17 protein-coding genes are annotated in these 19,253 nt (G+C 65.3%); 6 read left to right on the forward strand and 11 right to left on the reverse strand.

The window, feature by feature from the left end; all coding sequences use genetic code 11:
• Positions 1-93: 93 nt before the first annotated feature.
• The 3 genes from greA to ACSQ3P_RS21295 all read right to left on the reverse strand — a co-directional run bounded on the left by greA (position 94) and on the right by ACSQ3P_RS21295 (position 5,410).
• The gene (gene greA, locus ACSQ3P_RS21285; protein ID WP_436167472.1) at positions 94-570 is read right to left on the reverse strand and encodes a transcription elongation factor GreA; all 477 of its coding nucleotides are present in this window, start codon (positions 568-570) and stop codon (positions 94-96) included.
• A 115-nt stretch (positions 571-685) separates the two neighbouring features.
• Positions 686-4,048 carry a carbamoyl-phosphate synthase large subunit gene (gene carB / locus ACSQ3P_RS21290; RefSeq protein ID WP_436167473.1) on the reverse strand — a complete coding sequence of 1,121 codons (3,363 nt, stop codon included), beginning with the start codon at positions 4,046-4,048 and terminating at the stop codon, positions 686-688.
• A gap of 144 nt (positions 4,049-4,192) precedes the next feature.
• The gene (locus ACSQ3P_RS21295; RefSeq protein ID WP_436167474.1) at positions 4,193-5,410 is read right to left on the reverse strand and encodes an MFS transporter; all 1,218 of its coding nucleotides are present in this window, start codon (positions 5,408-5,410) and stop codon (positions 4,193-4,195) included.
• A gap of 91 nt (positions 5,411-5,501) precedes the next feature.
• On the opposite strand from ACSQ3P_RS21295, the gene ACSQ3P_RS21300 reads away from it, so the two are divergent.
• From ACSQ3P_RS21300 to ACSQ3P_RS21310, 3 genes are all read left to right on the forward strand, one after another.
• Positions 5,502-5,906 (forward strand): ArsR/SmtB family transcription factor, encoded by a 405-nt coding sequence (locus ACSQ3P_RS21300; RefSeq protein WP_436167475.1) that lies wholly within the window; start codon positions 5,502-5,504, stop codon positions 5,904-5,906.
• Between the two features lie 157 nt (positions 5,907-6,063).
• Positions 6,064-7,125, forward strand: a complete 1,062-nt coding sequence (locus ACSQ3P_RS21305) for a methyltransferase domain-containing protein (protein ID WP_310148496.1) — start codon at positions 6,064-6,066, stop codon at positions 7,123-7,125.
• 168 nt (positions 7,126-7,293) lie between these two features.
• The gene (locus ACSQ3P_RS21310) at positions 7,294-7,716 is read left to right on the forward strand and encodes a GtrA family protein (RefSeq protein WP_436167476.1); all 423 of its coding nucleotides are present in this window, start codon (positions 7,294-7,296) and stop codon (positions 7,714-7,716) included.
• Positions 7,717-7,804: 88 nt separating this feature from the next.
• Here ACSQ3P_RS21310 and ACSQ3P_RS21315 read toward each other — a convergent pair whose 3' ends face one another.
• The 4 genes from ACSQ3P_RS21315 to ACSQ3P_RS21330 all read right to left on the reverse strand — a co-directional run bounded on the left by ACSQ3P_RS21315 (position 7,805) and on the right by ACSQ3P_RS21330 (position 10,548).
• The gene (locus ACSQ3P_RS21315; RefSeq protein WP_436167477.1) at positions 7,805-8,500 is read right to left on the reverse strand and encodes an aspartate/glutamate racemase family protein; all 696 of its coding nucleotides are present in this window, start codon (positions 8,498-8,500) and stop codon (positions 7,805-7,807) included.
• Between the two features lie 98 nt (positions 8,501-8,598).
• Positions 8,599-9,255, reverse strand: a complete 657-nt coding sequence (locus ACSQ3P_RS21320; protein WP_436167478.1) for a DsbA family protein — start codon at positions 9,253-9,255, stop codon at positions 8,599-8,601.
• Between the two features lie 101 nt (positions 9,256-9,356).
• On the reverse strand, positions 9,357-10,049 hold the full coding sequence (locus ACSQ3P_RS21325; RefSeq protein WP_436167479.1) for a class I SAM-dependent methyltransferase: 693 nt from the start codon (positions 10,047-10,049) through the stop codon (positions 9,357-9,359).
• A gap of 145 nt (positions 10,050-10,194) precedes the next feature.
• The gene (locus ACSQ3P_RS21330; RefSeq protein WP_436167480.1) at positions 10,195-10,548 is read right to left on the reverse strand and encodes a PilZ domain-containing protein; all 354 of its coding nucleotides are present in this window, start codon (positions 10,546-10,548) and stop codon (positions 10,195-10,197) included.
• A 153-nt stretch (positions 10,549-10,701) separates the two neighbouring features.
• On the opposite strand from ACSQ3P_RS21330, the gene ACSQ3P_RS21335 reads away from it, so the two are divergent.
• Positions 10,702-11,958 carry a class I SAM-dependent methyltransferase gene (locus tag ACSQ3P_RS21335; protein ID WP_436167481.1) on the forward strand — a complete coding sequence of 419 codons (1,257 nt, stop codon included), beginning with the start codon at positions 10,702-10,704 and terminating at the stop codon, positions 11,956-11,958.
• Positions 11,959-12,248: 290 nt separating this feature from the next.
• Here the strand turns inward: ACSQ3P_RS21335 and ACSQ3P_RS21340 are convergent, their stop codons facing one another.
• The 3 genes from ACSQ3P_RS21340 to ACSQ3P_RS21350 are packed head-to-tail and all read right to left on the reverse strand — an operon-like array spanning position 12,249 to position 14,275.
• Complete coding sequence (locus ACSQ3P_RS21340; protein WP_436167482.1) at positions 12,249-12,782, reverse strand: GNAT family N-acetyltransferase; 534 nt, start codon at positions 12,780-12,782, stop codon at positions 12,249-12,251.
• The gene (locus ACSQ3P_RS21345) at positions 12,775-13,329 is read right to left on the reverse strand and encodes a DUF1697 domain-containing protein (RefSeq protein WP_436167483.1); all 555 of its coding nucleotides are present in this window, start codon (positions 13,327-13,329) and stop codon (positions 12,775-12,777) included. Before ACSQ3P_RS21345 ends, ACSQ3P_RS21340 begins: the two co-directional genes overlap by 8 nt.
• Before the next feature lie 43 nt (positions 13,330-13,372).
• Positions 13,373-14,275: a DMT family transporter gene (locus ACSQ3P_RS21350; protein ID WP_436167484.1), complete on the reverse strand. Its 903-nt coding sequence runs from the start codon at positions 14,273-14,275 to the stop codon at positions 13,373-13,375.
• Between the two features lie 90 nt (positions 14,276-14,365).
• Here ACSQ3P_RS21350 and ACSQ3P_RS21355 point away from each other — a divergent pair, with 90 nt between their 5' ends.
• Together ACSQ3P_RS21355 and ACSQ3P_RS21360 are read left to right on the forward strand one after the other, a co-directional pair.
• Positions 14,366-15,298, forward strand: a complete 933-nt coding sequence (locus ACSQ3P_RS21355; RefSeq protein ID WP_436167485.1) for a LysR substrate-binding domain-containing protein — start codon at positions 14,366-14,368, stop codon at positions 15,296-15,298.
• 230 nt (positions 15,299-15,528) lie between these two features.
• Positions 15,529-17,526 carry a phospholipase D-like domain-containing protein gene (locus tag ACSQ3P_RS21360; protein WP_436167486.1) on the forward strand — a complete coding sequence of 666 codons (1,998 nt, stop codon included), beginning with the start codon at positions 15,529-15,531 and terminating at the stop codon, positions 17,524-17,526.
• A 60-nt stretch (positions 17,527-17,586) separates the two neighbouring features.
• Here the strand turns inward: ACSQ3P_RS21360 and ACSQ3P_RS21365 are convergent, their stop codons facing one another.
• Positions 17,587-19,185, reverse strand: coding sequence for a methionine--tRNA ligase (locus tag ACSQ3P_RS21365; protein WP_436167487.1), 1,599 nt, complete (start codon positions 19,183-19,185; stop codon positions 17,587-17,589).
• Positions 19,186-19,253: the final 68 nt, after the last annotated feature.

Genomic DNA, 19,253 nt, shown 5'->3' on the forward strand with positions numbered 1-19,253 from the left:
GCGCGCCCCAGGGCATGAACGCGGAGCGTGCAGACAAGTTCAAATCGAAGGGCGCGCCGGCGCGGCAAACCGCGCCGGATGACGGGGCGCCCGTCAGCGGAACTGGATGCTGACGACCTCGTAGGACTTGCCGCCGCCGGGCGTGTTGACCTGCACGGAATCGCCGACCTTCTTGCCGATCAGCGCGCGCGCAATCGGCGAGCCGATCGAGACCTTGCCGGACTTCACATCCGATTCCGGCTCGCCGACGATCTGGTAGACCTTCTTTTCCTCGGTATCGTCGTCGATCAACTGCACGGTCGCGCCGAACTTGATTGTGTCGCCGCCGGCGAGCTTGGCGACGTCGATGATGTCGGCGCGGCCGATCAGCGATTCGAGCTCCTGGACGCGGCCTTCATTGAGAGCCTGCGATTCCTTGGCCGCGTGATATTCGGCGTTCTCCGAGAGATCGCCATGGGCGCGGGCCTCCGAGATCGCCTGGATGATGCGCTGACGTTGCACCTGCTGGCGATCCTTCAACTCCGCCTCAAGGGCAGCGAAGCCGCCCGCGGTCATAGGAACCTTTTCCATAGTCTCATCCCGAATTGCGAAAGCCAGAAGCCGCCGGCCGCCTGTTTTGCGGCCTGCGTCCGTGGCATTCGTTCATTTTTTAAAACTGCCGAACTCTATGTCCCGCGCGCTGCCGTCAGGCTGCGCGCACGAAATAGGATTGCAGCGATCTAACCTCGAGATCGCCGCTGCAATAGGCCTTGATGCCTTCCGCCGCCGCGATCGCTCCGGCCAAGGTGGTATAATAGGGCACCTTGTGCAAGAGGGCCGTTCGGCGAAGAGAGCGCGAATCCGCCAGCGCCTGCGGGCCGTCGGTGGTGTTGAAGACGAGCTGGATTTCGCCGTTCTTGATGGCGTCGACCACGTGCGGGCGGCCTTCCAGCACCTTGTTGATCTTGGCGGCGGCGATGCCTTCGTCCTGCAGCAGGCGTAGCGTGCCGCCCGTCGCCAGGATGCGGAAGCCGAGATCGGCGAGGATGCGCACGCTGGGCACGATGCGCGGCTTGTCTTCGTCGCGCACGGAGACGAAGACCGTGCCCTTGACCGGCACCTTGGAGCCAGCGCCGAGCTGGCTCTTGGCGAAGGCGATGTCGAAGGAGCGGTCGAGCCCGATGACCTCGCCGGTCGAGCGCATTTCCGGCCCGAGCAGCACGTCGACGCCGGGGAAGCGCGCGAAGGGGAAGACCGCCTCCTTGACGCCGACATGGTCGAGCTTCTCCGCCTTCAGCGCGAAGCTCGCCAGGCTCTCGCCGGCCATGATGCGGGCTGCGATCTTGGCGACGGGGATGCCGATGACCTTGGCGACGAAGGGCACGGTGCGCGAGGCGCGCGGGTTCACTTCGAGCACGTAGATGACGCCGTTCTGGATGGCGTACTGCACGTTCATCAGTCCGCCGACATCGAGTGCCAATGCCATCGCCTTGGTCTGGCGCTCCAGCTCGGCGATGATTTCGGGCGACAGCGAGCGCGGTGGCAAAGAGCAGGCCGAATCGCCGGAATGAATGCCGGCCTCCTCGATATGCTCCATGATGCCGGCGATGAACGCGTCCTTGCCGTCGCTGAGGCAGTCGACATCGACCTCGATGGCATCCGACAGATAGCGGTCGAACAGCAGCGGGTTCTTCCCGAGCACGGTGTTGATCTGCCCGGTCTTGTCGTTGGGGTATTTCGCCTTGACCTCGGAGGGGATCAGGCTGGGCAGCGTGCCGAGCAGGTAGTTCTCGAACTGGGTCTCGTCATGGATGATCGCCATGGCGCGGCCGCCGAGCACATAGGACGGGCGCACGACGAAGGGCAGGCCGAGCTCGGCGACGATCATGCGGGCCTGCTCGACCGAATAGGCGATGCCGTTCTTGGGCTGCTTGAGATGCAGCTTGTCGAGCAGGCGCTTGAAGCGGTCGCGATCCTCGGCGAGGTCGATCATGTCGGGCGAGGTGCCCAGGATCGGGATGCCGGCCTCTTCCAGGGCGTTCGCCAGCTTCAGCGGGGTCTGCCCGCCGAACTGCACGATGACGCCATGCAGCGTGCCGTTCTGCTTCTCCGTGTCGAGGATCTCGAGCACATCCTCGGCGGTCAGCGGCTCGAAATAGAGACGATCCGAGGTGTCGTAGTCGGTCGAGACGGTCTCGGGGTTGCAGTTGACCATGATGGTCTCGTAGCCGGCGTCGCGCAGCGCGTAGCAGGCATGGCAGCAGCAATAGTCGAACTCGATGCCCTGGCCGATGCGGTTGGGGCCGCCGCCGAGGATGACGACCTTCTTGCGGTCGGAGGGACGCGCCTCGTCATCGGCCTTGCCGGCGAAGGGCATGGCGTAGGTCGAGTACATATAGGCCGTCGGCGAGGCGAATTCGGCGGCGCAGGTGTCGATGCGCTTGTAGACGGGCCTGACGTCGAGCGAGCGGCGCAGCGCCTTGACCTCTGCCTCGGTCTTTCCGGCTACCGCGGCGAGGCGCTTGTCGGAGAAGCCCATCGCCTTGACCTGGCGGAAGGCGCCGGGCGTCTGCGGCAAGCCGTGGGCGCGCACCTTCTCCTCGATGTCGACGATCTCGCGCATCTGGGCGAGGAACCAGGGGTCGATCTTGCAGCTCTCATGGATCTGCTCGTCAGTGAAACCGAAGCGCATGGCCTGGGCGACATGCAGGATGCGGTCGGGCGTCGGCGTCGAGAGCGCGGCCTTGATCGCGTTCTTGTCGTCGCCATGGCCCATGCCGTCGACCTCGATCTCGTCGAGGCCGTCGAGACCGGTCTCCAGCGAGCGCAACGCTTTCTGGAGCGATTCCTGGAAGGTCCGGCCGATCGCCATCGCCTCGCCGACCGACTTCATCGCGGTGGTCAGCGTCGGCTCGGCGCCGGGGAATTTCTCGAAGGCGAAGCGCGGAATCTTGGTGACGACATAGTCGATCGTCGGCTCGAACGAGGCAGGCGTCGCGCCGCCGGTGATGTCGTTCTCGATCTCGTCGAGCGTGTAGCCCACCGCCAGGCGCGCCGCGACCTTGGCGATCGGGAAGCCGGTCGCCTTGGAGGCGAGTGCCGAGGAGCGCGAGACGCGCGGATTCATCTCGATGACGATCATGCGGCCGGTCTCGGGGTCGACCGCGAACTGTACGTTCGAGCCGCCGGTCTCGACGCCGATCTCGCGCAGCACCGCCAGCGAGGCGTCGCGCATGATCTGGTATTCCTTGTCGGTCAGCGTCAGCGCCGGGGCCACCGTGATCGAATCGCCGGTATGGACGCCCATCGGGTCGATGTTCTCGATCGAGCAGACGATGATGCAGTTGTCCTTCTTATCGCGGACGACCTCCATCTCGTACTCTTTCCAGCCGAGCACGCTCTCCTCGATCAGGACCTCGCTGGTCGGCGAGGCGTCGATGCCGCGCTCGACGATGTCGATGAACTCGCTCTTGTTGTAGGCGATGCCACCGCCAGTGCCGCCCATGGTGAAGGACGGGCGGATGATCGCGGGAAGGCCGATGTCGTCGAGGGCGTCGAGCGCCTGGCCGAGCGTTTTGATCTGGTGCGAGCGGGGCGTGTCGAGGCCGATCTTGGTCATCGCGTCGCGGAAGAGCTCGCGATCCTCGGCTTTGTCGATCGCCTCGGCGGTCGCGCCGATCATCTCGACGTCGAACTTCTCCAGCACGCTGATCGAGCGGCCCGAGGCATCCGTCAGCGACTTCTTGTTGAGCGAGAGCGCGCAGTTCAGTGCGGTCTGGCCGCCCATGGTCGGCAGCAGGGCGAAGCCGCCGGGCAGGACGTTGCGCTCCTTCTCGATGATCTTGGCGACGACTTCGGGCGTGATCGGCTCGACATAGGTCGCATCCGCCAGATCCGGGTCGGTCATGATCGTGGCCGGGTTCGAATTGACCAGGACGATGCGGTAGCCCTCGGCCTTCAGCGTCTTGCAGGCCTGGGTGCCGGAATAGTCGAACTCGCAGGCCTGGCCGATGATGATGGGGCCGGCGCCGATGATCAGGATTGTCTTGATGTCTGTGCGCTTGGGCATGGTCTCTGGCCAAATGTTCGCGGGCGCGCGCAGCTCCGGTCCGATCGAGCGAGCGGAGACCAAGCGAGCGCCTGAATGAATGCTAGGCGCTCGCTATAGAGGTGAGGAGCCGTTGGGGGAAGCGGAAAGCGCTTCTCTCAGCTGCTAGCGCACAGGCGGTGCGGCGATCACGATCTCGGTGACTGTGCTCGCGCTGTGCCTCACGGTGCGTTTGCGGCGCAATGCGAGCCAGAGCACGGCGAGTGCTGCGACCTCGCAGATGGCTCCGACGAAGCCCAATGGCCAGGTGCCGAAATGGCGCAATGTCAGCTGGCCGAGCGTGGAGCCGGCCGCGATGCCGATATAGAGCGCCGAGGCATTGAGCGAGAGCGCGATCACAGCCGTATTGGGCGCCATCGCCGCCAGCCGCGACATCTGCGAGGGGTGTCCGGCCCATCCTGCCGCGCTCCAGACCAGCAGGATCGCGGGGATGATGAAGACGGCGATGGAGGGCGGCAGCGTCACGGCGACCAGCGAGGCGGCGACGAGAGCTGCCGCCAGTACGATGAGAACGACGACGAGCGTGCGTTCCGGCCCGTAGCGATCGCTGGCGATGCCGCCAAGCTGGTTGCCGAGCGCCGAGCCGATGCCTGAGACGACCAGCGCCGCGCCAAGCCAGGGCCCTGTGATGCCGGCATGGTTGCCGAGGAAGGGCGCGATGTAGCCGTAAAGCGTGAAAGCGCCGGTGGTCCACAGCATGGTCGTCACCAGGGCCAGCAGGATGTCGCCGCGGCGCGCCACTTGCAGCCGCTCAGTCATGGTGTTGGCGCCGCGTGGCAGGCCGACGGGCAGCCTCCACAGGATCCCGACGAGCGCCAGCGCGCCGAAGAGGCCGACGAGCAGGAAGGCGAAGTGCCAGCCGCCAGCTGCGGCCGCCGCCGTGCCAAGCGGCACGCCGAGAATCAGCGCGACCGTCATGCCACCGGTGACGAGTGCGATCGCCCGCGCCCGCCGCTCGGGCGAGACCAGCGCGACGGCGACCGCGTTGGCTGCAGGCATGTAGACGCCAGCGGCGAGCGCCATGATGACGCGTGCTGCCATCAGATGCGAGAAATCGGCAACCAGGATCGCTCCGAGATTGGCCAGCGTAAAGACGGCCAGCGATCCGGCCAGAACGTGCCTGCGCTCGACATTGCCGAAAACGGTCGAGAGCACCGGGGAACCGATCGCATAAGCGATCGCGAAGGCGGTGAGCAACAGGCCGGCGGTATCGATCGAGACACCGAAGCCGGTGGCGAGATTGGGCAGGATGCCGGTGATGATCAGGGTGCCGGTGCCGATGGCGAAAGCGCCGCCGGCCAGCCAGAGAAGACGTGCGTCCATCGGACAGTCCTTCCATATCCGGTTTCCCGGAAATTCAACGATCATTGAACTTACGTTCGCAGATGCGAGATCGCAAGGCTAACTTCAACGAATGTTGAATATTGTCAGGAGCGTCGCGATCTCCTATCTCGGCAGGGTCATGAAACCGGTGTTCCATCCCGATATCGACGATATCGCCGCGGCCGATGTCTTCGCGGCGTTGGCCGATCCGATCAGGCTCGGCATCCTGGTCGCGCTCGCCGACGTGCCCGAGGTCGAAAAGGCGCGTTGCAACAGCTTCACCGAATTCGCCTCGCCGTCGCTGTTGTCCTACCATTTCGCCAAGCTGCGCGAGGCCGGCATCACGCGTTTTCGCGTCGAAGGCACCTCGCGCTATCTTTCGATCAGGCGCGAGGATCTCGACCGCCGCTTTCCGGGCCTGCTCGACAGCGTGCTGGAGACGGCGCGGCGCGACCCCAACCTGCCGCGCTTGTCCGGCCCGCTGACGGTTTCCTGAGCGGACGTGGTCCGGGCCCGGCCGAAGCGCTGAGCTTTCCGGTACCTATTCCGGTTCATTGACTCGGTCTGTGGGGGGTATAGCGTCGCTGCTTCCGCGATGGCGTCGAGCCGGTTCGCGTCAGACCCGGCTACGCCCTATCCAGAGGAGCATGGCCATGCGTGAAGCCGACCCTCAGAAACTCGATGCGCTTGTCGGACGTCTGGTTGGTGATGTCGGAGCGTCGGTAACCGGCGCGCTCGTCGTCCTCGGCGACCAGCTCGGCCTCTACAAGGCGATGGCGGACGGCAAGCCGATGACCGCCGAGGGCCTCGCCGCCAAGACCGGCTTCAAGGAGCGCTATGTCCGGGAGTGGCTCTCGGCGCAGGCGGCCGCCGAATATATCGACTACGACGCCGACACCGACAGTTTCAGCCTCTCCGCCGAACAGGCGATGGCGTTTGCGGAGGAGGGCAGCCCCGCCTTCTTCGCTGGCGCCTTCGAGATCGTTCGGGCGATGTGGCTCGACGAGCCAAAAATCGCCGAGGCCTTTCGGACCGGCGCCGGCGTGGGCTGGCACGAGCACAGCAAATGCCTGTTCCGCGGCACGGAGCGCTTTTTCCGGCCCGGCTACAACAGCAACCTCAACAACAGCTGGATCCCGGCGCTCGACGGGGTCAAGGCCAAGCTCGAAAAGGGTGCCCGCGTCGCCGATGTCGGCTGCGGCCATGGCGCTTCGACCGTGCTGATGGCGCAGGCCTACCCGAATTCGTATTTCTTCGGCTTCGATTACCACGGTCCGTCGATCGACCGGGCACGGGAGGCTGCGACCAAGGCGGGGGTCGAGGATCGGGTCGTCTTCGAGCAGGCCTCGGCCAAGACCTATCCGGCGCGGGGCTACGATCTCGTCGCGATGTTCGATTGCCTGCACGACATGGGCGACCCCGCTGGGGCTGGCCGTCACGTCAAGGAAACGCTTGCCGATGATGGCACCTGGATGATCGTCGAGCCCTTCGCGCATGACCAGCTCAAGGACAACCTCAATCCGGTCGGGCGGATCTTCTACGGGGCATCGACGATGATCTGCACGCCGGCTTCGCTGTCGCAGGAGGTCGGCCTCGGGCTCGGCGCCCAGGCCGGCGAGATGCGGCTGCGGAGGGTTGCGCTCGACGCCGGCTTCACCCGCTTCCGTCGCGCGACCGAGACGCCGTTCAACATGGTCTTCGAGGTCCGGGCCTGAGAATGTGAGGCCAAACACTCGGCGGGCTCATGAACTCGCCCTCGGCATGCCGGGTAGCCGCATCGGATCAGATAGACCATCCGGCCCGATGCGGTTGCTCCTCGATGAGGCATCGGCTTTTTTCGAAAACCGCATCCACTTTTCGGGCCGATGCTTTAAAGGCCCGGCATGTCTTTCAAGCAGTACCCGCCTTTCAAGCAGTACCCGCGCCAGTCCCGCCAGCTCCTGGCCTATGTCTTCGCCGGCGGCATCACGGCCGTGGCGCATTACGCGCTATTGATCGGCCTCGTCGAACTCGGCCATGTCGATCCGGTGCCGGCGACGCTGGCGGGCTTCGTGCTCGGCGCCATCGTTTCCTATTCGCTGAATCGCTGGCTGACCTTTGACGCGACCCACAGCCACGCCCAGGCGACCTGGCGTTTCGCATTGATCGCAGCCGGAGGCTTCGTCCTCACCGGCGTGCTGATGCATCTCTTCGTCGGCAAGCTGGGCTTGCCCTATCTGCAGATGCAGCTCGTCACCACGGGGATCGTGATGGTGTTTTCGTTCCTCGGACACAAGTTCTTCAGCTTCGCCGACCGGGCGGAGTAAGGCCCGAAAGGTGCTTCGACGCATCCCGGCTATGAGCCGCCAACTCCGTCACGGCTGGGCATGTTCGGAAGCGCGAATGCCCTCAATGCTATGATGGAATATCGCTCAAGGACTGACGCCCCGAAGCCAAATCCGCGAGCAGCGCGACATGGATGTCCAGCGCGTCGATGACCGTATATCCAGGGTTTTGCCCATCGAAAGCCAGATTGAGATCGGTTCCGGCGAGAACGATCGCGTCAGCTCCGGCCGCGGTCATGCGCCTGCCTGCGTCGAGAAACAGCTCGCGTTGCGCGGCTGAGCATGTGCCGGCGACCGCGACGTCCTGGTAGGTTTGACCGAGACGCTCGATCTCGTCGTCCAGTGCGATGGCGTCCGTGCGAGCGAGCTGGCCGTAAAGGCGTGTGCGCATGACGACCCGCGTTCCGAGAAGGCCGATCCGCTTGATGCCCTGTTCAACGAAATAGGCGTCGAGCGGAGCGACGGCGGAGACGATCGGCAAGGGCGACAGGGCCGCCAGCTCATCCAGACAGAAATGTGCACCGAGCGATGACAGAGCGACGCAATCGCAGCCTGCATCCTCCAACCGTGTGACGAGCGGAAGGAACGCCTGTGCCTGCTCGGCCCTGCGGTCGGCGAGATTGTTGCGGATCAGTTCCTGAATCTCGCCATGGACGATCGTAAGCTCGAGCCTTGCTACGCCGCGCTCTGCGGCAGCAGCCGTCAGGCGCTGGTAGTAGACCACCGTCGCCGCAACGCCGATGCCTCCGATCAAGCCGATATGCATGGGATATGTCCTTAGAAGCGCGCCTGCGGCGACCATGCCGGTTTAACGCGCCGCGCGGTTTGGCGAAACCCGGCCCAGCCAGGTTCGCGAGCCAGTGCTCAGGGGGCCGCTCTGCCCGGCTGGGCCAGGCCAAGCTGGCCGAGAAAGGCGGTGAAGTCTCCAAAGAGCGCGTCCAGGCGCAGCAGCCGCGTTTCATCGCCATCGTGCCGGATGAGCGCCGGGACGCCGCTGGCGCGATGCGCGGCCATCAGGGTGCGGCCTTCCGTGATGCGCGCCTCGTCGGCTGCGAGCAGCTCGTCGCTGGGGTTGGCGAGTTCGGCCGCCGCCGCCGGCAGGTCGAGCCGCTCCAGGATGCCGAGGAGAACCGGCAGGGAGGTGATGTCCTGCCCCTCGACATAGCGTGCCTCCTGGATCGCCCGGAGCGTCTCCCGCTCGCGCTCGGGTGCATGCCGGGTAACCGCTGTCAGCGTCAGCGAGGCCGGACCTGAATCGAGTAGTTGGTCCGTCACGGCGAGCACTTGCCTGCGATAGGCCTCGGTGAAGCTCTGCCCGGTCATTTGCGCGATGCGCTGGTCGCTCGACCAGGCATAGGCAGCGAAGGCCTCGTCCATGCGTCGCACGCCCGGGCCGGCGAAGAGCCCGGTCGGCACCAGGCGCAGGGCGATCTCGGCATGGTCCGCCAGCGTCGCGATCATCGGCGTGGCGCCGTAGCACCAGCCGCAGAGCGGATCGAACAGATAGTCGAGCTGGATCATCGCAGGTTCGCTTCTGCCGGGACCGCCATGCCGTTGAGATAGATTGTCGGCTGTATTCGTTCAAAGCGGCCGAACATGACGGATCGTTTTGTACAAGCCTATCAGCCGGGACGCCTCGCAGCGAAGGTCATGCGGTGTGGATTGTGACCGAAATTCCTGGCCGGCGCGATGCCCTCGAAACCGGCCTGCGCGATCAGCGCCGTGATCTGCTCCGCTGTATAGGTCGAGAGCCCGTATTGCGCCCTGAGCTTGCGGTAGTCGGAAAAGGCGGTGCGCACGAGCCCGGCCAGCGCTGCTGCCAGGAAGCCGCCGCGCCAGGCGAAGGCGAGGAGTTGCGAGGCGTCGGTGAGCGGGCTGACATCGGGCGGGATCACATCGGCGATGACGAGCTTGCCGCCCGGCTTGAGCTTGGCGAGCCAGCTGCGCAGCAGGGCTGCGAGCTCCTCGCGGCCGAGATATTGGATCAGTGAATTGGCCACGACGAGGTCGAGCGTTGCTTCCGGCAGCGCCTCGACCTCCTCCGCCGAGACCACGGCGACATGCCCGATGCGCCCGAACATCGCGCGCAGCCTTTCGCGCACGTTCGGCGCGGCCTCGCAAAGATAGAGCTTGCCGCAGGCAGCGGCGACAAGGTCGGCGCTCAAGGCCTCGCCACAGCCATGGTCGAGCACGACGGCGTCGGACGCCGGGATCTGGCCGACCAGATCCTTGGCGATCTGCCGGTAATGCAGTGTCTTGTGGCGCGGCGAAACGTAGATGGAATGCTCGCCGTTCCAGAAATCGCGCCAGGACATGGTCTCGCCGTTCGCCGCTTGCCGGCAGCCTCCTGCGGCCGGTCCCGCCACGACTAGAGCAGGATGCGAGAAAGTGGAAACCGGTTTTTCGTATCGATCCTGCTCTCACGGCTGGATGAGGGACGAATTCAGATGTCGGATGGGATCACTTCGTGGTTCCATCCGACAGCATCCGGCTCTCGGCCGATGGGGAGCCGTTGCGCAACTCCGTGTTCAGGGGCTCGGGGTCTGCGGCCTCTCCCTCGACTGCGATCGCGTCGAGAAAGCGGATGCCGATCTCGCGCTTCTTGATCCAGATGAGGGCCGCCGGCGCGAAGACTTTGTCGTCGTCGTGATAGAAAAGCTCGAGCGGCAGCGGCCGGTCGCTCTCCGGCTTCAGCCGGGCGCCGCTCGGCGACAGGTCGATGATGCGACACTCGACGAGGAGACGCTGCGATGCGTCGAACAGCTTCGCCGAGCGCAGGCGCGAGCGCCAGCGCTTCGAGCTTCGTTTTTCCATGCGCGTTGCCTTCTTGCAGTTGCGCTTCGGTCCGAGAACCTGATCCAGTGGGATTGCGCGGGGCTGGAGACAGCGCCTCCGCGAGGCGGTGAGGGTGCGCGGCTTGCCAAGCGCGGCGCCGGCTCTAAGCTTCGGGCGAATCCGAGGGCGATGATGTTTTTGCTACCCAAGCTGTTGAAGCGCTTCGTCCGGCACGGCCGGCTGACCGTGATCACCCCCGACAACGAGCGCCACGTCTTCGGCTCCGGGCCGGCCGAGATCCTGTTCGCGGGCCAGATGAAGACGGCGCCGGCCGTCACCGTTCGCTTTCATGACGAGAAGATCGAACGCGAGATCTTCCTCAATCCGGAAATGGCGCTGGCCGAAGGCTATATGGACGGTCGGATCGATTTCGAGGACGGCTCGTCGATCCACGATCTGCTGTCGCTGTTCTGGATGCAGCGCAAGGAATTGCGCAAGCACCCGATCCAGAAGGTCGTCCGCAATATCCGCTTCCGCATCCGGCGCTTCCGCATGCACAACCCGCTCGGGCTTGCCGGCAAGAAGGTCAAGCATCACTACGACATCCCGACCGAGTTCTATAAGCTCTGGCTCGACGAGACGATGACCTATTCCTGCGCCTATTGGCACAGCCCCGAGACTGGGCTGGAAGCTGCGCAGAAGGCCAAGCTGCGCCATCTCGCGGCCAAGCTGAAGATCGAGCCGGGCATGACCGTGCTCGATATCGGCTCGGGCTGGGGCGAGCTCGCGATCTATCTCGCCAAGGCCTGCGGCGCGAAGGTGACGGGGCTTAACGTCTCGCCCGACCAGATGGCGGCTGCCCAGAAGCGTGCCGAGGCGGCGGGCGTCGGTGATGCCGTCACTTTCATCAACAAGGACTATCGCGAGCTCAAGGGCAGCTTCGACCGTGTCGTCTCGGTCGGCATGATGGAGCATGTCGGCGTCGCGCATTACCTTGAATATTTCGAGGCCATTCGCGACCTGCTGACGCCGGACGGCATTGCGCTGGTGCACTGCATCGGCCGCGTCGGGCCGCCGGGCTTCACCGGGCCGTTCTTCGACAAATACATCTTCCCGGGCGGCTACGCGCCGGCGATGTCGGAGGTCTTCGCTGCGGTCGAGCAGACCGGCCTGTGGTCGTCGGATTGCGAGTTCTGGCGGCGGCACTACCACTGGACGCTCCACGCCTGGCGCGAGCGCTTCATGGCCCATCGGCCTGAAGTCGTGGCGATGATGGGTGAGCGCTTCACGCGGATGTGGGAGTTCTATCTCTCGGCCTGCGAGATCTCCTTCGACATCGGCGGCGATATGGTCTTCCAGCTCCTGCTCGGCCCGCATAAGAGCGCCGTCCCGGTGGTGCGTGACTACATCACGGATGCCGAGAAGGCGCTGGAAGCGCGCGGATTCTGAAGAAGGTTCTGTCGGGGCGCATCGACCCATCCTGGCTCGTCTTCGACAGTGTCGAGAACGACGAGCATGATCGTTGCGTCGATCGCTTCTCGCGGCCGGATGGCAGCTTCGGCTTCGAGGAATTCCGGCGCGACGTCGAGGATGGCGGCGCCTGGACGCCGGTGCAGCACTATTCCGACCTGAGCTACAAGACGAAGGACGAGGCCCTGCTCGCGGCGCGCAAGGCCGTGGTCTGGCTTACTGAGGCGCTGGAGCGTCGATCGCGCTGATCGAAGTGATGACCGCGTTCTTCAGCCGGGTTCGGCCTCCGAAAAATCCAGCGCCAGCAACGCCTCGTCGAAGAACGTCCCGTCAACGCGAAGCGCCTTCGATTCGATGCCGTAGGGCTTGAAGCCGAGGCGGTCATAGAGACGCAGCGCGACGCTGTTGGCCGTCACGGCGCGTGCCTGCAGCACCAGCACATGATGCGCCGCATGGGCGATCACCGCCTCGACCAACGCTTGAGCGACGCCTCGACCGCGCCAGTCCGGCGCGAGATAGACGCCCCAGAGCGTGCCGCGATGCCGGCTCTTCTCGGAGTTCCCGGTGAGGAAACCCGCCATGCCGATCAGCTCCGCATGCGCGAATGCCCCGAAGACGAGGCTCGGCGGAGCAGGTGTGATGCGCTCGATGAAGGCTGCAAGCGGGCGCGCCGCCTCCTCGGCATGGCTTGCGCCAAAGGCCTCGGGAGCCTGAAGCAGTGCCTGGAGGCGCAAGGCCCGATAGGCTTCCGCGTCAGTGGCATCGAGCGGCCTGATCGTGACGTCGCCTTCGGTCTCAGCCATGGCCGGCGACCTCTTGGGCCAGTGCCGCGAGCTTCGTCAGTGTCGTCCAGTTTCGCGCCGTGCCCTGCACGCCGAGATGCCTTTCGATCACGGCATTGGTCAGCTTCGAGCGGCCGATGCCCTCGCTGTAGTGCAGATAGAGATCACGGCCTCGCAGGCCGATCTCCTCGGGCCCCTTATGCCAGGCGCGCAGGCGGTCGATTGCGCCATCAGTCGGGACCGCGTCGAGCGGCATCACCAGAAGCCAGTTCGGTTGGCGCTCTGCGGCCGGCAGCGGAGAATGCGTCAGGATGTCCTGCAGCTCGGCCTGGCTGCGGGCAATCACGCGCGGACGCATCGGATGCGTGGCGGCTATGGCCTCTTCCAGCTTCCGGGCGACTATGTCGCGCGCCTCGCCGTCATGGCAGGCGACGAGGTTGCCGCTCTGCAGCAGGGTCGCGGCATGGCGAAGGCCCAGCGGCGGGCAGAGCGCGCGCAGGGCCGCCATCTTGATGGTGCTGGCGCCGCCGAGATTGACGGCGCGCAGGAGGAAGATCGTCACAGGCATGGCGGCAGTATCGCAGCCCCACCGCCGGGTTGGAAGCGCGGCGTCAGCGCTTCAGATTGACGATGACGACGCCGCCCAGGGCCATCGCGCCGCCGAGGATGCCGAGCAGGCTGGGCACCTCGCCGAGCCAGAGATAGCTGATCAGGAGCGAGACCGGCGGGGCGGCATAGAGCAGGTTCGAGGCGCGGCCCGCCGGCAGGCGCGAGAGCAGCGTGGTCCAGGTCGCATAGGTGATCAGGCTCGGCACGATGGCGAGATAGAACATGGCGTAGAGGCTGGCGCTCGAGGCCGTCTGTGCCTGGGCGATGCCGTTCGGCAGGAAGGGCGAGAGCAGGAGGCCGCCGACCACCATGTTCCAGGCCGTGACCGTCAGCGGCTTGTGCTGGGCGAAGAGCGGCTTCTGCACGATGGTGGTGAGCGAGTTGCATAGCGCGGCGCCAAGCACCAGCAGCACGCCGATGCCGAGGTCGAGCGCCGCGCCGTTCTGCCCGAAGGCGATCACCCCGACGCCGGCGAGCGAGATCGCGCTGCCAAGCCATTGGCTGCCGGTGAAACGCTCGCCCAGCACCAGCATGGCGAGCGCTGCCGTGATGATCGGGTTGATGTTGATGATGAAGCTTGCCGCTCCGGCCGAGACCGTCTGCTGGCCGAGATTGAGCAGCACGGTGTAACCCGCGACGAAGACGAGCCCGCCAAAACCGAAGCGCCAGGCGTCGCGCCATTCCGGCAGCTTTGGCCGTGTGACGGCAAGGAACAGCGCGGCCGGCACGGCGGCGATGGCGAAGCGCACCGCGCCCAGTTCGAGCGCCCCGAAGCCGCCAAGCGCGGCGCGGATCGCGGGGAAGGCCGAGGCCCAGGCGATGATGGTGAAGATCGCCAGCCCCAGCGTCGTCGAGTCGAAGGCGGACTTGGTGGGGATTGGCGCTGCGGTGCAGGCGGCGGTCATGGCGAACCTCATCGAGGAGAGAGCATGACCCGCCATAGATACCTGCCCCAGCTGATTGACAAACGATGAATTCGAGGGTGAGCTGTGAGAATGGATCACAGCTCGAACCTTCCTCCGCTCGATACGCTGCGCGCTTTCGAGACCGCCGCGCGCACCGGCAGCTTCTCGGCCGCGGCCGAGGCGCTGAACCTGACCCATGGTGCGATCAGCCGGCAGGTGGCCAAGCTGGAGCATTGGCTGGGCCTGCGCGTCTTCGAGCGGCAGGCGCGCGGCGTGGCGCTGACGCCGGAGGGCCAGCGCCTGCTCCAGCGCACGCAGGAGGCGTTTTCGCTGATTGCCGATACCTCGGACCGCTGGACCGAAGCGCGAGGCGCGGCCGTGGTGCGCTTCAGCGCGACGCCCTCCGTCTGCAGCCTCTGGCTGATGCCACGCATGCGCCAGCTCGAAAGCGGCAATCCGGCCCTGCGCATCGTGCTGCAGGTCGACCACCGTCGCGTCGATCTCGACGATGAGGGCATCGACCTCGCCATTCGCTGCGGGCGCGGCGGCGCGCCCGGCCGCATCTCGGTGCAGCTCTTCGAGGAATGGTGCTATCCGATCGCCTCGCCGGAGCTCGCCCGGGCGATCGGGCAGGGCCGGCCGGAGCGCCTGCTGGCGCATCCGCTGATCCATGATTCGGATGCCGCCGGCTGGCGTGCCTGGTTCGCGAGCCACGGGTTGGATTATCGCCCACGCCCGCAGGATCGAAGGTTCGAGGACTATAATCTCGTGCTCGACGCCGCCGCCTGTGGGCTTGGGCTGGCTCTCGCGCGCCCGCCTCTGGCACATGCCCAGGTCGAGGCGGGCCGGGTGGCGATGGTCGACCCCCGCACCGCGCTGAACCCGGTGTCCTACTGGCTCGACCGCCCGCTCGGCCAGCCGCGTCCGGCCGCACTGGCGCTGGCGCTGCGGATAGCGAACGAGGCGGGTCTGTCGGCCGGCAAGCTCGCAGGGTTCCTGAAGATGGAGGCGAAGGCGGCGTGAGGCTTGGAGCGTTGTTCCGGCGCGGGCTGCCGCCTTCGCCCCTCAACCGATCTGCTTTTGCCCGAACGGCCAGGCTTCCACATCGCCATGGGCTCGCATGTCACGCCAATAGCTTCCGCTAACCGCCCAGTGCGGATTCAAGGCGACAGCGACATGCATTGGTCATCGGCGACGCGCATTCTATCGTGCCACCACCGGCCGCCGGGCTGGGTCGTGGTCTGGGGGGCGGCATGATGCAGATCATCAAGGCAACCGCAATCGTCAACAATGAAGTCGCGTTTCTCGCATGGCGGACCGATCCCGATCCGGTCCCTGATTGTATCGGTTTCCATATCGTTCGAGAATATCTCGACGCAAACGACCAGGTGACGAGCGAGCGGCCGCTTGCTGCTTATGTCGCTTTCCAGGGGCAGTCGAACCCCGACTGGCAGGCGCAGAACACCAGCGTCTGGCCGGTCCAGAAGTTCAATTGGCGCGACCTTACGTTGCGGCGTCGCCGTGACGCCGCAAATCTCCGGCCCGAGAACGAGCGGCTGCGCTACCGCATCCGTCCGGTCGGCCGTTTGCGCGCGGGGCTCGAGGAAGTGGTGCCCGTCCGCGAGAGCCATTGGGACGCAAAGCGCAATCGGCGCGTCGAGCATGGCTATCAAGGCGCGCCGGTGCGGCTCGGCTATCTCGGACCCGCGGCATTCACCAATATCATCGAGGCGACACGTCGACGGGGCCCGTTCATCTCTACCTTCACCAACGGCATTCTCTCGAGCCAGTTCCTGATCCGCGTGCTCGAGGAGGATGACGGCAAGGTCGGGCGCAGTGAACTCGAAGCGCGCCTGCGCGAACCGGCCGACGTGCTGCGGCGCTATCTGGCCGGCGATGTTCCCACGACGATCACGGAGTTCCTAAGCCGAGCGGGCGGGCGCTTCCATGCCGCCCTCTATGAGCTTGAAGATCGGCAGTTGCTCGACCTTCTGGTCGCCGCAGCTCCCCGGATGCAATTGATCCTGTCCGATGCAGGCTCCCGGGACACCAAGGACAAGGTGACCAAGAAGGTCATTCACACCGACTACGACACGCGAAACAAGGACGCCCGCGCGACGTTGCGCGCAATCGCCGATGCGCCGGGAGCGACGTTCCGCATGCAGGACCGGTTGTTCAATGGCAGCGGCCATATCGGCCACAACAAATTCGTCATCTGGTCTGACGACCAGGGAACGCCTCAGGCGGTGCTGACCGGCTCGACCAACTGGACGTGGAGCGGCATCTCCGGCCAGAGCAATAATTGCATTGTCGTCGAGGATGCGAATGTGGCGCGCGCGTTCCTCGGGTACTGGCAGCGCCTGTTCGATCACCCGCTGCCGCAGCCAGCGAATACGGGGGATGCCAACACCGGAGCCGATCAGGGCGATGTGGTAAAGAACAAGGACTGTACGCCGGTGACCGGCGATCTCGCCAATGGCGCTGCGTTCGAATGTTGGTTCTCGCCCAATGTGCCAGGCGCGAAACAGCCGCCTTCGGCGCGCGCCAAGCGCCAACCGCCGCCTCCGCCCGACATGGACCGGTTGTTCTCGCTGATGCGCCGTGCGCACAAGATGATCCTGTTCGCCGTGTTCCTGCCATCCAAGGGCGGGGTGCACTCGATCATCGCGCAAGCGATCGATCTCGGCCTGGCTGATACCAGCCTGGAGGTGGTCGGTGCGATCTCCGATCCGGTGGCCTGGGGCTATCAGCCCTCGGGCGTCGGCCCGGACGGCAAGCCCCTGGTACCGAGTTCGCCCTTCATCATCCAGCAGGGCGGCGTCAATGTCGTGCGGGCAACCGCACTCACCGATCGTGATATCGGCCGCGAGCTCGGCAATTTCGTCAACAAGGAAATCCTGAGCGCGGGCAAGGCGATCATCCACGACAAGATCCTGGTGATCGACCCGCTCGACCGGGAGAACTGCGTGGTCGCCTTCGGCAGCCACAATCTCGGTTACAAGGCATCCTATTCCAACGACGAGAATCTGGTGATCATCCAGCGCGATCCCTCGCTCGCCCAGGCTTATGCCGCACATGTGCTCGACGTGTTCGACCACTACCGCTTCCGTGCCGCCGAGGCGGAGAAATCGGCGGAGATGAAGCGCGCAGGCATCGCCGCGTCATCAAGCCCCACTGATGGCTTCCTCAGCACTGACGACCGTTGGCAGATCAATGCAAACCGGCGGATTTCGGCCTATTTCGCGCAATAGCGGCAGCACTTGGCAGGTGTAGACGATGCGCGCCATCTGGTACAAGGCTGGCTGTGCCCGTCAGCGCATCGGGAAAAGTGGGGCTCCGGCCGCAACTCTGGTTCCGATCAAGGCGTCGGGGGAGGCTGGTCCTGAGTAGCCTCCATCCTTGCCGAGTTTTTCGCTCAGCCTTCGGCTGGCTGCCGGGAGCAGCGGGGCGATGCATTCCGCTATCGTCTGGAGCGCGCCGGCAAGGCTGAACAGGCAGCCGTGGAGCTTGGCGAGGCTCGCGGCGGCATCGCCGGAATTCTGGCCGGAATCCTGCCCTGATGCCGCTTTCCTTGCCAGGATCCAGGGCTCTTCCTCGGATACATAGCGATTGGCCTCGGCGATGAAGAGCCAGAGTGCGTCGAGCGCATGGTCGAAGGCGAAGGCCTGCAGATGCCCGGCGACCGTGGCGTTCAGGTGCCGGCCCGCCTTCGAGAGCCTGTCGGTTGCCGCGAACCCGTCCGGCGGCGCTGGCAGGATCCCGCCGCAATAACGTTCGATCATGCTGAGGACGCGATGCGCCAGGTTGCCGAGCTGCCCCGCGAGTTCGGATTCATAGGCTTGCCGGAAGCGTTCGTGCGAAAAGTCGCCGTCGCCGGTCGAGCGGATATGGCGCAACAGGTAGTAGCGCAACGCATCCGTGCCGAGCTCCGCCGCGAGCGGAACCGGATCGATCGCGTTGCCGGCGGATTTGCCGATCTTGCGACCTTCGGCCGTGACATAGCCATGGACGAGGATGCGCGTCGGCACGGGCAGGCCGGCGGAGAGCAGCATGGCTGGCCAATAGACGGCGTGGAAGCGGGTGATGCCCTTGCCAATGACATGCTCGCGGGAGGCAGAACCTGTCCAGTAGCGGGAGAGAAGAGCCTCATCGCTTCCGTAGCCCAGCCCCGTGACATAGCTGCCGAGCGCGTCGAACCAGACATAGATCACCTGCGCGGGGTCTCCGGGCACGGGAATGCCCCATCCACCGGCTCGCGCTGCGCTGCGTGAGATGCTGAAATCTGTGAGCCCCTGCTCGATCCAGGCGAGAACCTCGTTGCGGCGGCTTTCCGGGACGATCTCGATCTCGCCACGTGCATAGAGGCTGCGGAGGCGATCTCGGTAGCGCGACAGCCGGAAGAACCAATTCTCCTCCTCGACCGTTTCGGGGATCGTGCCGTGCTCGGGGCAGCGTCCGTCGTGAAGGTCGTCCACCCCGTAGAACTGCTCGCACCCCGTGCAATAGAGGCCGCGATAGGCGCTCTTATAGGTGTCGCCATTGTCGCAGCAGGCCTTCCAGAGGCGCTCAGTCCCCACCCTGTGCCGAGGGTCGGCGCCGGTGCGGATGAAGTCGTCGAAGGAGAGGTCGAGGCTGTCCTTCAGGGCGAGGAAGCGCAGCGCGTTGCGTTGGACGAGTTCCGCGACCGGGATGCCTGCGATGTTGGCGGCCTGGACGTTCTTGATGCTGTTCTCGTCGGTTCCCGCCTGGAAGCGCACCTCATTGCCTGACTGCCGATAGAAGCGAGCCAAGGCATCGGCCTGCACCATCTCCAGCGCGAAACCGACATGAGGCGCGGCGTTCACATAAGGGATGGCGGTGGTGATGTAGCGGTGAGGGCTTGCGCCTGGTTCAAGCGTTTCGATCGGCATTTCTGGAATCCTCGCTCAAGATGAGGCGGCGATTCCGGAAATGAAAAAGCCGCTTCGGGTGGAAGCGG

Source organism: Allobosea sp. LjRoot9 (assembly GCF_964252745.1).
In the GTDB taxonomy this organism is placed as follows: Bacteria; Pseudomonadota; Alphaproteobacteria; order Rhizobiales; family Beijerinckiaceae; genus Allobosea.